Here is a 12,528-nt window from a genome sequence, read left to right on the forward strand (position 1 = left end):
TTTTATCTGTCAGTCGTGGCTGACGGTATTGGCTTCGATATATGCAAAATTAATGTCTTCGCCCAGCCCCGGGCGGGTCGGCAGACTGACCATGCCGTGTTCGTCCATCGGGTCCACCAGGCTGTTGAGGTACGCCGCCGGTTGGTCGTAGTCGAGGAACGGGTGCAGCAGGCCGCGCTCGTACCAGCGGCAGTTTTTGATGGCGCCAATCACCGCCAGGCTGGCCGCGCCGTTGCCGTGTATTTCGCAGTCCATGCCAAAAGATTCCGCCAGGTTCGCCACCTTCAGCGTTGGGGAAATGCCGCCCACGCCGTTCGACCCTGCGCGCAGGATGTCGCAGGCCCCGGCTTTGATCCAGTCAGCACGGCTGTGGTGCTTTCCGCCCAGGCTTTCCGGCCCGATAACCGGAATCGAGAGGTTCTCCGCCAGCCACGCGTAGGAGGCCATGCTCTCCTCTTCCATCGGCTCTTCAAACCAGGCGAAGTCAAGCTTTTCCAGCGCTTTGCCGATGTACAGCGCCTCGGTACGGCTGTACCAGTGGTAGCCGTCAATCATCAGGTCAATGTCCGGGCCAACCGCTTCACGCACGGCGGCACAGGCTTTGACGTCCATCTTTGGATTGGGGGCGAAAGAGACCGGCGGCATCCAGGTGTGCAGCTTGATGGCCTTGTAACCGCGCGCCACCAGCTTTTCGGCAAAGCTGGCGTACTCCTCTGGCGTGGATAATCCGCCCGGCAGATCGTCGCCGCACATGGTGCTGCCATAGGCCGGCACCTTATCGCGATAGCCGCCAAGCAGTTTCCAGACCGGCAGGTTGAGCTTACGGCCAATCAGATCCCACAGCGCCTGTTCAACGAAGTCCAGCGCACGCTCGGTCAGCTGATGCGCGCTTCCCCGCTGCCAGTGCGCCAGATCCTGCCAGATGCGTTCCCGGTTGAATGCGTCCTGCCCCACCAGCACTTTGCGAAAGAAGGTATTGACCACAAAGGGGCGCACCACTTCCGGCGGCGCGAACGAATATCCGCGGGAGCCCTCTTCTGCCGTGAGGGTCAGCATCGCCATTTTGGCCATGCTCTCCGGCCCAGGATGCGAATGCCCCGCGGCGTCAGAGACCCGACGCGTCGGGTACTGAAAAACGGTGACGTTTACAGATTCAATTTTCATTATCGGTCCTTAAGTCCGGCGATAAGCCCAGAAGCAGAAAATGACAAAGGGGTTTTATGATTTTAAAAATGCGTTTCAGTATGTAATTTAAGCATAAAAAATCAGCACGTCCTCGGACAAAACGCGTTAAGGAGAGGCTATTTTTTGGGCATATGCACGGTCGGACGTGACAATTTTCACAAATGCGCGGGGAAATGTGAGGTTGATCGGGAGACGTTATTTGAAGGTAAGCGCAGAAGCAGGAATATGCTGACCGGCAACAACCCGCGGAAACTTCTGCGCTTACAAATCAGTCAACTAACCCGCTTCCGGGGCTGGAACGGCAAGCGTTTCCAGCAGCGCATGCATAGACGCATACCGGCCACTGGCATTGTTAAAGCTGGCATGATGGCACGCTGGCGAGACGATGAGGGTTTTGAGCCCCGCGCTCAGGGCGGCACGGTAGCCGCTCTGGCTGTCCTCAATCACTATGCACTGTGAGGCCGCCAGGCCTAATTTTCGCAGCGCAGAGAGATAGACCGCAGGATGCGGTTTACCGTAGCGTTCATCGTCGGCGCTGCAAATGACCTCAAAATAGTGGCCGATACTGAGTTTCTCTAGCACAGCATGCACGATTTCATACGATGAAGAGGTGGCAAGTGCAATCCGGTAGCCTGCCTCACGGAAGTATGTCATCACGTCGTAGACGCCCTCTATCGCTTTGCCTTCCCGGCTAATCAGTTCGATGATGCGCAGACGGATGGCCGCTTCAATCAGTGCAGGATCGGCCTCAAGCCTGCAATATTCGCACCAGGTCCGGGCAATCTCATCCAGCCGCTTGCCTTTTGTCAGTGACTCACACTCTTCGTCGCTGACCTCAGCACGCCAGCCTGCCAGAGCTGCTTTTTGCGCCTGACGCCACAGGCCTTCGGAGTCAATGATGACGCCATCCATGTCAAAAATTACCGCCTTAACATCCATCATACGTCTCCGTGATTGGCCCGACGCTGCCGTCAGGCCTTAATAAATTACGAAATTCCGACCGTTTCACCCTTGCAGGTTTCCTGACGAACAAACCCAGGCTGTTCAACCCGAATAAACGGACACAGGATAAAGGCCACGACATACAGCGCCGTGTAGGCAATGACCACGCCGAGCGTGCTGAACCAGGGCAGCAGCACCACGGCAATCGCCGGCGCAAGGAAGTTAGACAGGCCGGCTGACAGGTTATACACCGAAATCGCCGCCCCCTTGTGCCGCGGCTCCAGCGCCGGGAACACCGCCGCCATCGGTACGAAGGCCGCCACAAAAATCCCCAGCGCGATGGCCGGCACCAGTGCCATGGCAAAGTTATGCCCGAAGTGCTGCGGAATGTAGTAAAACGCCAGGCTCGAGAGCGCCATCCCGATGCAGCCAAACCAGCGCACCACCCGCATCCAGCCCATTTTTTCCGCCACCACGCCCCAGAAGACGTTCGAGAAGATGGTGGTGAAGAAGAATACTGCCCAGACCTGAAGCCACTCGGAGGTGGTGAAGCCCAGTTCGTCAACAAACATCATCGGCATGATGACGGCAAACCCGAACAGGGAGAGGGTGTTGATGATACGCACCATGCTGGAGAGCAGAATACTGCGGTTGGTGTAGAGCAGCGTCGCCGCACGGCCCAGCTCGGCGAATTTTTCCCGGGTGGAGAGAGTCTGCATATGCCGTGGCGTTTCCACCTTACGCATAGAGACCAGCGCAATGATCCCGCCGGTTACGCAAAACGCCAGTGCCAGCCACAGGGTGCCCATCTCCCCGATGTGCGGAATGGTAAAGCTAGGAATGTAGCTGCCGAACACGCCGATGCCGATAGAGTAAACCGCCCAGAACCAGCCCAGCGCCGCGCTGGTACTGCCACTGCGAACGTTATGCACAATGGCGACGATAAAGGCATAGAGGAACAGCGGATAGGCCAAGCCGCGGATCCCGTAGAACAGCAGAATTAATGCGTAATTTGCCTGACCCAGACCAAAAACGAGAAACAGGACGTGGAAAACGCACCACAGGACGAAGCCAATCAGCATGGTTTTTTGCGGGGTGATGATTTCAGCCACCACGCCGGAAATCCATGCGGAGAGCGCCGCCGCGAGACCGTAGAGCGTGAAGGCGAAAGAGGCTTCAGCAGGCGTGAAGCCCAGCGCCTTAATATAGTGCGACAGGAATGCCAGCTCGAAACCATCGCCCGTCATAAAGACCGCGATAGCGATATACCCCCAGACCAGACTTAGGGGTAATCCCAGCCATTGTTTGTTATTTAACGACATATTGACCTCGTTTTTAGGGTACAGGGAACCGCTCCGGCAGCATCACCGGAGGGTCTTTGCCACAGAATTATGGGTTTCGGTAGTTCAGGTCGTTTTGGTAAAGCGCGTTAAACTGCTGGTAACGCGTCATCAGCGCACGGTGGCGCGCCGGATCGCTGCGCCAGGTTTTATAGACTTCAGGTTTTTCGCACACGGAAGCCAGCGGCTTACCGGCTGCGAGACAGGCCAGCCGTGCAGCCCCCAGCGCACCGCCGGTTTCGCCGCCCTTATGCGTCACCACCGGCATCGCCAGAATATCGGCCAGCAGCTGGGCCCAGAAGGGGCTCCGCGCCCCGCCGCCGACGAGGGAGCACTGTTCAATCTGCGTGCCGCTCTCCTGCAACACGCGAAGGCCATCGGCAATACCGAAGCTGACGCCTTCCAGCACCGCATACCCCATCAGCGCACGCTGGCTGGAGTGCGTTAGCCCCCAGAACATGCCCCGTGCACAGGGATCGTTATGCGGCGTACGTTCCCCGGAAAGGTAGGGCAGGAACATCGGCGCGCTCGCTTTCTCCGCATCGCTTAGCTGGGCGATCTCCTCAAGCAATGCCAGCTCCGTGACGCCCACCAGACGGCAAAACCACTGTAGACAACTGGCGGCGCTTAACATCACGCTCATCTGATGCCACAGGTTTGGCAGCACGTGACAGAACGCGTGCACGGCAGACTGGGGCGCCGGACGGTAGGCATCTGTGACCACAAACAGCACGCCGGAGGTGCCCAGCGAAATAAACGCATCGCCCGGCGAAACGGCCCCAACCCCTATCGCGCTGACGGCGTTATCTCCCCCGCCGCCGGCAACGATAACCGAGGGGTTCAGACCCCACCGCTGCGCTACCGCAGGTTCGAGTAGCGCCGAGACCTCACACCCTTCCACCAGCGCAGGCATGGCGGCACGCGACAGCTCACATTTTTCCAGCAGTGCATCCGACCAGTCTCGTTTTCCCACATCCAGCCACAGCGTCCCGGCCGAGTCCGACATATCAGAGATTTTTTTTCCGGTCATTTTGAAGCGCAGATAATCCTTCGGCAGCAGCACGGTGGCGAGACGGCTGAAGTTCTGCGGCTCATGACGGCGCACCCAGAGCAGCTTTGGTGCCGTAAACCCCGGCATTGCCAGGTTCCCCGCCACCTGGTGCAGTTCGGGCGCCATCTCTTCCAGCTCTGCGCACTCCTGCGCGCAGCGGGTGTCATTCCACAGGATGGCCGGACGCAGGGGTTCACCCGCGGCATCCAGCAGTACCGCACCGTGCATCTGCCCGGAAAGGCCAATGGCTTTTATCGCCTGCCAGTGGTGGCCGCACTTCTCCCGGAGGGTGGCAATCAGGTATTCGGTTGCCTCCCACCAGGCTTCCGGCGATTGTTCAGACCAGTGCGGCTTCGGACGCTGTATCGTCAGCGGCGCGCTATGGGTGGCGACAACGCCGTTGTTTTCGTCAATGACCAGCGCCTTTACTTCTGATGTGCCAAGATCGATGCCCAGATACATACCCACCTCTCACTTAATCAGCGCGTAGACGTCAGCGATTTTTTCACGCAGAAGCGCGGCAAAATCTTCCCGGCCGGTCAGATCGCCAAACAGAGCGGTATCGCTGGCATATCGGGCTATCGGATCGTCCGATTCGAACATCGCATGTACCGCAGAGGCGTTGAGGATACCGTCCTGGTATTCATATGGCAGCTTGCCGTGATGCCACTGCTCCATATAGACGTAGAACAGCGCAGGCAGCATAGCGGTAGCGTCAGGACGTACGCCGCGCTGGTAACATTCACGCAGCGTTGGGGCTATCATCGCCGGGATCTTCGAGAACCCGTCGGCCGCGACGCGCTGGTTGGTGTCCTGAATCCAGGGGTTGGTAAAACGCTTAAGCACCACGTCGCGGTAGGCTGGCAGATCGATGCCATTATCTCCCAGGCAGGGAATGACATCTTCCGTCACGTAGCGGTCGGCAATCTTGTAGATAAACTCTGTCAGCGTGCTTTCATGGATATACTGCTGCCCGACCAGAGTACCCGCCCAGGCGATACAGCTATGGGAGGCATTGAGGATGCGGATCTTCGCCTCTTCATAAGGGATGACGGATCCCACCAGCTCCACGCCCACCGTTTCCAGCGCGGGACGAACGTCGCAGAAATTGTCTTCAACCACCCACTGAATAAAGCGTTCCCCCATAACCGGGGCGTTATCGTCTATGCCCGTCCGGGCCTTAATGCGCGCCGGGAGATCGGCCGCCGGACGCGGGGTGATGCGATCCACCATGGTATTCGGACAGGTCGCATTAGCGCTCAGCCAGTCGATGACCCTCTGTTTGCCGCTGAGGGTTAAGAATTCAATCAACCCGTCGTGGAAGCGCTCGCCGTTATGCCGCACGTTGTCACAGTTAAGCAAGGTTACCGGACCCGCTCCGTTCGCCATACGCGCTTCGAGGATGCGGGCAATTGTCCCGTAGATGGTTTTACAGCCGCCCTTAATATCGCTCGCCAGATCGGCATTGGCCACATCCAGCCTGTGGCTGGTATCCAGATAGTAGCCCCCCTCCGTCACGGTAAACGCGATGACCCGAGTCTGCGGGTTCGCCCCTTCGGCAATCAGCGGCTGCAAATCCGCCTGCCACGGGATCAGCGTCTGAATCGAGGCGATCTCTTCATAGTCTCTCTCGCCTTCCGGGCTGACGGTCTCCAGTACATATCGCCCCTTCTGCGCGGCCAGCGCCTGCACCACATGTTCAGCATCGTTGCGTATGTTGCCCGCAGCGATGTGCCAGCGCGTATCGCCGCCGGCAATAAGGCGGTGCAGATACCACGCCTGATGCGCACGATGAAAAGACCCCAGTCCAATATGTAGCCATGTGTATTTCTCGGTCATTGTTCTGTTCTCCAGTGAGGTTATGGCTGAACTGTAGATGATCATTTGCTTAAAATAAGAGCTACAGATCACAAAAGAACAAATGACCATTTAAATAACAAATGACCAATAAAGAGCAAACCGCTTGCCTCAGCGCGGAGCACCCGCCAGAATGACAGACAATTGTTGTGGGTGTTGACCGCCCTCAACCCCACTCTTGAGGCAGGGAAACGTGAGCAAAGAAGATGACATCAGGCTCGATCAAAAAGTGCGGGCGGCATGGATGTATTACATCGCCGGGCTTAATCAAAGCGAAATTGCCAGCCAGCTCGGCACATCAAGACCGGTGGTGCAGCGGCTGATTGCCGCCGCGAAAGAGGAAGGCATTGTCTCGATTGGGCTTCATCACCCTGTCGCTAACTGCCTCGATTATGCGCAACTTCTCGCGGAAAAATATCACCTGACCCACTGCAACATTGTGCCCGTCTACCGCAATGAAAGCGCGCTGGATAGCGTGACGTTTGGCTGTTATCAGCTGATGGCCCGCTACCTGCAAGGTGATAAACCCACGGTTGTCGGAATTGGCTCCGGACTGACGCTAAAAAAAACCATCAAGCGTATCGATTTTGACAGCCACAACACCCGCTGTGTCGCCCTGATCAGCGCCATGAACGAGCACGGGCAATGTAACTATTACGATGATGTGCCGTTGCTGCTGGCGCGTAAAATTCAGGGAAAATATTACCAGTGGCCGGCGCCGCGCTATGCTCAGTCCAGCGAGGAGCATGAGATGTGGTGCTCAAACCGCCTGTTCCGTAACGTCTGCGCCGTGGCGGATGCAGCCGATGTGATTTTTGTCGGCATCGGGGCGCTGGGCAGGCAGAGCCCTATCTTCAAAGACGGGTTTATCGATGAGGCACAGCTGGAAGAGTTGACCCAGCGCGGTGGCGTTGGCGAAATACTCGGACGCTTTATCGATGCCGACGGCAAGGTCATCGACAGCCAGATTAATCGCTTTATTACCAGCTACGATATTCGCCAGAGCCAGTGTCCACGTATTGCGGCCGCCTGCGGCGAGGATAAACGCCCGGCGATCCTTGCCGCCCTCAAAGGCGGCTGGGTAAACGGTCTGGTGACGGATGAACAGACCGCGCGCTGGCTGCTGACGCGTCAGGGCTAGGCCGTGACGCTCTGGCTGCCAATCAGTTCCGGTGGGATCTCAATACGCCTGACCGAGGTATCACCGGAATCGAGAATTTCAAATACCTTCTCCAGCATCGCCGGGACGTCCTGGCGCACCATGTCGATATCATGTCCCAGCAGAGAGACAAATGGGTCCCAGTCAAAACAACCCATCGGCGGCTGATTTTGGCCGGTCTGCCCGTATTGGGCCAGCCAACGTACCACCCCCTCCAGCGAAATGGTCGAATTGACAAACAGCCCCTTTAGCGCCGTCGATGGCGACGGGAAGGTGGCTCTGAGCTGCTCCTCCACGCGCGATGACGAGTACCCGGTGACCAGCAGCTGCTGTTCCGGAACGGTCAGCCCATGGGCCTGATGGGCATCAAGGAACCCGCGCAGGCGCTCTGCGGTGTTGTTATCACTCCGGCGTCCGCCAACGAAGGTCAGCGGAGCCAGCGAACCAAACCGTTTAAAGCTGCTGGCGAGGATCCGCTCTGTCAGCATCTTCGCGCCGCCGTAGTTATCCGAAATGATAGAGGGCGCCAGGGTACCCGGCAGATCAAGATTTAGCGTAGGTACGCCCGCCTGATGACAGAGTTCAGCAATTTTGTCCGGGTGTGTCGCCCCCGTGGCAATGACCCAGTCAACCTGCCAGGAGAGCATGGCACGGGCGGCATCCAGCTCGAGTTCCGGCTGTCGGCGTGTGCAGGTAATAATCGGCAACAGCCCTCTGGCACGCGCCATCTCTTCGAATTTTTCCGCTATAGAGCCGAAATAGCGGTTGTCATATTTCGGCACAATCATGCCGATAACGTTCGATTTCTTGCTGCGCAGCAGGCTTGCCTGACGGTTAACCGCGTAGCCCTGCTCTTGTGCAATGCGGGTTACCTTCTCTGCCAGGCTGGCGCTGATGCGGCGTTTCTTCCAGTTGCCATTCAAAATAGCACTCACCGCGCTGGCAGAAACGCCGGTGAGTTCCGCCAGATCGTAAATGGTCGTTTTCTTCGTTTTCTCAACGCGCGTCACAAAATCGCCTCTTCATTTTGAATGTCTCTTGCTGGAGAAATAAGCAAGTGCTAGATCTGCTTCATCGATTGAGCAGTTTGCTTCACGCGTCAGTCAGAACCCCCGTTCTTCACGCGAAAGCAGACACACCCTAAAAATCATCTCTGCATAAAGGATTATAAAATGAATCACTCTGTCCCCTCCATGAATAGTTCCCTTCAGGGCAAAGTCGCTGCTATCACTGGCGCCGCCTCAGGTATTGGCCTGGAGTGTGCAAAAACGCTGCTCGGCGCTGGCGCTAAGGTGGTATTAATCGACCGGGAAGGCGAAAAGCTTCAGCGCCTTGTCGCCGAGCTGGGCGAGAACGCGTTTGCCCTGCAAATCGATCTGTTCAAACCCGAGCAAGTCGACGCGATGCTGAGCGACATTGTCGGCCTCGCCGGCGGCCTGGATATTTTTCACGCCAATGCAGGCGCCTACATCGGCGGGCCGGTTGCTGAAGGCGACCCGGACGTCTGGGATCGCGTACTGAACCTGAATATCAACGCCGCCTTCCGCTGCGTTCGCGCCGTACTGCCGCATATGATTGCGCAGAAGTCAGGCGATATTATCTTCACCAGCTCCATTGCGGGCGTGGTGCCGGTTATCTGGGAGCCGATCTACACCGCGTCCAAATTTGCCGTTCAGGCGTTCGTGCATACCACCCGTCGTCAGGTCGCGGAACATGGCGTACGCGTCGGAGCCGTTCTGCCTGGGCCGGTAGTGACGGCTCTGCTCGACGACTGGCCGCAGGCCAAAATGGATGAAGCGCTGGCAAACGGCAGCCTGATGCAGCCGATTGAAGTCGCAGAATCGGTGTTGTTCATGGTGACCCGTTCGAAGAACGTTACCGTCCGGGATCTGGTGATTCTGCCTAACAGCGTCGATCTTTAAGGGCCGTAAGGATGAAGAGTACACCAGAAACCGTTATCGGCGTAGACGTCGGCTCCGGCAGCGTTCGCGCGGGCATTTTCGATCTCAGCGGCAGGCTGCTTTCCCACGCGACGCAGAAAATTGCCACCGTGCACCGCAGCGGAAGCCGCGTGGAGCAGTCCAGCGCCGAGATCTGGCAGGCCGTTTGCCGCTGCATCCGCGAGGCGCTGGCGCGCTCCGGGACGACTCCGCAGAGCGTTGCCGGCATCGGGTTTGACGCCACCTGCTCGCTGGTGGTGTTGGACAACAATGGCGAACCGCTGGCGGTCAGCCCTGACGGTGAAGCGGAAAACAATATCATCGTCTGGATGGATCACCGTGCGACAGACCAGGCGGAGCGCATCAACGCCACCCATCATCCGGTGCTGGACTACGTTGGCGGGAAAATATCGCCCGAAATGGAGACGCCCAAGCTGCTGTGGCTGAAAGAAAACCACCGAGAGGTCTACGATCGCGCCTGGCAATTTTTCGATTTGGCCGATTTCCTGACCTGGCGCGCGACCGGCGATGTCACCCGTTCCATCTGTACCGTAACCTGTAAATGGACGTGGCTGGCCCATGAGAATCGCTGGGACCCGGACTATTTCCGCACCGTTGGCCTGGACGAGCTGGCCGGAGAAGATTTTGTCCGCATAGGGCAGCATATTGCCGCCCCCGGCACCCCTTGCGGCGAGGGCTTAACGGAGCAGGCCGCGCGTGAGATGGGCTTGCTGCCAGGCACGCCGGTGGCGGTAGGGTTAATTGATGCCCACGCTGGCGGCATCGGGACGTTGGGCGTTGGCGGCGGCGCGCTGAACAATCTTGCGTATGTCTTTGGCACCTCATCGTGCACCATGACCAGCGCCGAGAGCGCCGTTTTTGTGCCCGGCGTTTGGGGGCCTTATTTTAGCGCGATGGTACCTGGACTGTGGCTGATTGAGGGCGGACAAAGCGCCGCGGGTGCCGCTATCGATCGGTTATTAAGTTTCCATCCTGCCGCACCGCAAGCGCGCCAGCTGGCACAGGAGTCAGACCTGCCGCTGCCGGTTTACCTGGCGGACAGGCTTTTACAGACCTTCGCCACCGCCTCAGAGGCGGTGAACCTGGCAGCAGGACTGCACGTGGTACCCGAATTTCTGGGTAACCGCGCGCCCTTTGCCGATCCCCATGCGCGGGCCACGATCTGCGGGCTGGGCATGGAGAACGATATCAATAACCTGATGGCACTGTATGTGGCCGGTCTGTGTGGTATCGGTTACGGTTTGCGACAAATCATTGACGCCCAGCGTGAATGCGGCGTACAGACCGAAAATATCGTTATCAGCGGCGGCGCGGGCCAGCACCCTTTCGTTCGCCAGCTGCTGGCAGATACCTGCGGGCTGCCGGTGTTAGCGACCCAATGCAGCGAACCGGTATTACTGGGTTCGGCCATTCTCGGGGCGGTGGCGGGAAATATAGCGCCTTCAGTGACCGATGCCATGAAACAATTTACCCACGTGGATAAATATTTCTATCCGCAAGCGAACTTTCAGTCCCTTCATCTGCGTCGATACGAGGCTTATAAGCAGTTACAACAAACTGCGACAGTAATCAGAGAATAAATACACGTCAGTATATTTAGAGAAAAAGACAATAAGAAAACTCACGCCGGAATATTTCCGGTGTGGGCTTACCTGTACGCTACAAACGAGGTCAATATGTCCGAAATAAATAAACAGTGGCTGGGATTGCCGCTGAACCTGCTATGGGGATATCTGGCGATCGCGGTCTTTATGACGGGTGACGGTTTCGAGCTGGCATTCCTGTCGCACTATATTAAATCACTGGGCTTCACGCCTGCTGAAGCCTCTTTCGCCTTCACGCTTTACGGTCTCGCGGCGGCGCTCTCCGCGTGGATCTCCGGCGTGGTGGCTGAAATCATCACCCCGCAAAAAACCATGCTGATTGGCTTCGTCCTGTGGTGCGTTTTCCACGTCCTGTTTCTCGTTTTTGGTCTGAGTCAGGCAAATTACGCATTAATTCTGCTGTTCTATGGGATCCGCGGTCTGGCCTACCCGTTATTTTTGTACGCCTTCATCGTGGTCATTATTCATAATGTGCGTAGCGATAAATCCAGCTCGGCGCTGGGCTGGTACTGGGCGGTTTATTCCGTAGGTATTGGCGTGGCGGGCAGTTATATTCCGAGCTTTACCATTCCGCACATCGGGGAGATGGGCACCCTGTGGCTGGCACTGGCGTTTTGTCTGGCGGGGGGAGTCATCGCCATGGTATCCCTGCGCAGCGTCAAAACCCCAACGCACATGCATAATCTCTCCACCCGGGAAAAATTCGCCGAGCTGGGCCGTGCGGCGACGCTGCTCTACACCAACCGCAGTATTCTGCTCTCCAGCATGGTGCGTATCATCAACACCCTCTCCCTGTTCGGGTTTGCCGTCATCATGCCGATGATGTTTGTTGACGAACTGGGCTTCACCACCTCCGAGTGGCTTCAGGTCTGGGCGGTATTCTTCTTCACCACCATCTTCTCGAACGTCTTCTGGGGCGTGGTGGCGGAAAAAATGGGCTGGATGCGGGTGGTGCGCTGGTTTGGCTGCATCGGGATGGCGCTCTCGAGCCTGGCGTTTTACTACATTCCGCAGCACTTCGGGCATAACTTTGCCATGGCGCTGGTCCCGGCCATCGCGCTGGGGATTTTTGTGGCGGCCTTCGTACCGATGGCGGCGGTGTTCCCGGCGCTGGAGCCGCGGCACAAGGGGGCGGCGATTTCGGTGTATAACCTGTCAGCCGGTCTGTCTAACTTCCTTGCGCCGGCGATTGCCGTGGTGCTGCTGCCCTGGTTCAGCACGCTCGGCGTGGTCATCGCCTATACGGTGCTTTATCTGCTGGCTTTTGTTCTGTGTGCCTTTATCCGCGTCACGCAGCCGGGCTTAGAAAAAGCAAATAGCAGCAAGAGAGGGATGGCGGGTCTGCTGAATACTCCTCATCCTGAAACGCTGAAGGAGTAAGCGAGAGAACTTTCCTGCCGGGTCACGCTTATCCCGGCAGGAAGATGCG

At 57.7% G+C, this 12,528-nt stretch carries 10 protein-coding genes; 4 read left to right on the forward strand and 6 right to left on the reverse strand.

Going from position 1 to position 12,528, the window contains the following annotated elements; translation table 11 throughout:
• Nucleotides 1-9 precede the first annotated feature (9 nt).
• The 5 genes from KTH07_RS12430 to dalD all read right to left on the reverse strand — a co-directional run bounded on the left by KTH07_RS12430 (nucleotide 10) and on the right by dalD (nucleotide 6,357).
• A complete protein-coding gene (locus KTH07_RS12430) occupies nucleotides 10-1,164 on the reverse strand; it encodes a mandelate racemase family protein (protein WP_032619334.1) in 1,155 nt (384 codons plus the stop codon).
• 297 nt (nucleotides 1,165-1,461) lie between these two features.
• Nucleotides 1,462-2,127, reverse strand: a complete 666-nt coding sequence (locus KTH07_RS12435; RefSeq protein ID WP_077266483.1) for an HAD family phosphatase — start codon at nucleotides 2,125-2,127, stop codon at nucleotides 1,462-1,464.
• A gap of 44 nt (nucleotides 2,128-2,171) precedes the next feature.
• Nucleotides 2,172-3,449: an RbtT/DalT/CsbX family MFS transporter gene (locus KTH07_RS12440; protein WP_032619332.1), complete on the reverse strand. Its 1,278-nt coding sequence runs from the start codon at nucleotides 3,447-3,449 to the stop codon at nucleotides 2,172-2,174.
• Between the two features lie 67 nt (nucleotides 3,450-3,516).
• Nucleotides 3,517-4,980, reverse strand: a complete 1,464-nt coding sequence (xylB, locus tag KTH07_RS12445) for a xylulokinase (protein WP_023304094.1) — start codon at nucleotides 4,978-4,980, stop codon at nucleotides 3,517-3,519.
• A 9-nt stretch (nucleotides 4,981-4,989) separates the two neighbouring features.
• Nucleotides 4,990-6,357, reverse strand: a complete 1,368-nt coding sequence (gene dalD, locus KTH07_RS12450; protein ID WP_023304095.1) for a D-arabinitol 4-dehydrogenase — start codon at nucleotides 6,355-6,357, stop codon at nucleotides 4,990-4,992.
• A 211-nt stretch (nucleotides 6,358-6,568) separates the two neighbouring features.
• Between dalD and KTH07_RS12455 the strand changes: the two genes are divergently transcribed.
• Entirely contained in the window at nucleotides 6,569-7,516 is a 948-nt protein-coding gene (locus KTH07_RS12455; RefSeq protein ID WP_017383561.1) for a sugar-binding transcriptional regulator, read from the forward strand.
• Here the strand turns inward: KTH07_RS12455 and KTH07_RS12460 are convergent.
• Entirely contained in the window at nucleotides 7,513-8,544 is a 1,032-nt protein-coding gene (locus KTH07_RS12460) for a substrate-binding domain-containing protein (RefSeq protein WP_017383562.1), read from the reverse strand. The genes KTH07_RS12455 and KTH07_RS12460 overlap by 4 nt on opposite strands.
• Nucleotides 8,545-8,706: 162 nt before the next feature.
• Here KTH07_RS12460 and KTH07_RS12465 point away from each other — a divergent pair, with 162 nt between their 5' ends.
• From KTH07_RS12465 to KTH07_RS12475, 3 genes are all read left to right on the forward strand, one after another.
• Entirely contained in the window at nucleotides 8,707-9,456 is a 750-nt protein-coding gene (locus tag KTH07_RS12465) for an SDR family oxidoreductase (RefSeq protein ID WP_017693070.1), read from the forward strand.
• An 11-nt stretch (nucleotides 9,457-9,467) separates the two neighbouring features.
• Entirely contained in the window at nucleotides 9,468-11,075 is a 1,608-nt protein-coding gene (locus KTH07_RS12470) for an FGGY-family carbohydrate kinase (protein ID WP_017693069.1), read from the forward strand.
• Between the two features lie 96 nt (nucleotides 11,076-11,171).
• A complete protein-coding gene (locus KTH07_RS12475; protein ID WP_032619331.1) occupies nucleotides 11,172-12,479 on the forward strand; it encodes an RbtT/DalT/CsbX family MFS transporter in 1,308 nt (435 codons plus the stop codon).
• The last annotated feature ends 49 nt before the right edge of the window (nucleotides 12,480-12,528 follow it).

Origin of the sequence: Enterobacter cloacae complex sp. ECL72, from assembly GCF_019056635.1 — a bacterium.
GTDB classification, from domain to species: Bacteria; Pseudomonadota; Gammaproteobacteria; order Enterobacterales; family Enterobacteriaceae; genus Enterobacter; species Enterobacter hormaechei_C.

Coding starts and splice junctions, on each gene's coding strand:
- KTH07_RS12430 (WP_032619334.1), bottom strand. CDS start 1,164: ATGAAAATTGAATCTGTAAACGTCACCGTTTTTCAGTACCCGACGCGT.
- KTH07_RS12435 (WP_077266483.1), bottom strand. CDS start 2,127: ATGATGGATGTTAAGGCGGTAATTTTTGACATGGATGGCGTCATCATT.
- KTH07_RS12440 (WP_032619332.1), bottom strand. CDS start 3,449: ATGTCGTTAAATAACAAACAATGGCTGGGATTACCCCTAAGTCTGGTC.
- xylB (WP_023304094.1), bottom strand. CDS start 4,980: ATGTATCTGGGCATCGATCTTGGCACATCAGAAGTAAAGGCGCTGGTC.
- dalD (WP_023304095.1), bottom strand. CDS start 6,357: ATGACCGAGAAATACACATGGCTACATATTGGACTGGGGTCTTTTCAT.
- KTH07_RS12465 (WP_017693070.1), top strand. CDS start 8,707: ATGAATCACTCTGTCCCCTCCATGAATAGTTCCCTTCAGGGCAAAGTC.
- KTH07_RS12470 (WP_017693069.1), top strand. CDS start 9,468: ATGAAGAGTACACCAGAAACCGTTATCGGCGTAGACGTCGGCTCCGGC.
- KTH07_RS12475 (WP_032619331.1), top strand. CDS start 11,172: ATGTCCGAAATAAATAAACAGTGGCTGGGATTGCCGCTGAACCTGCTA.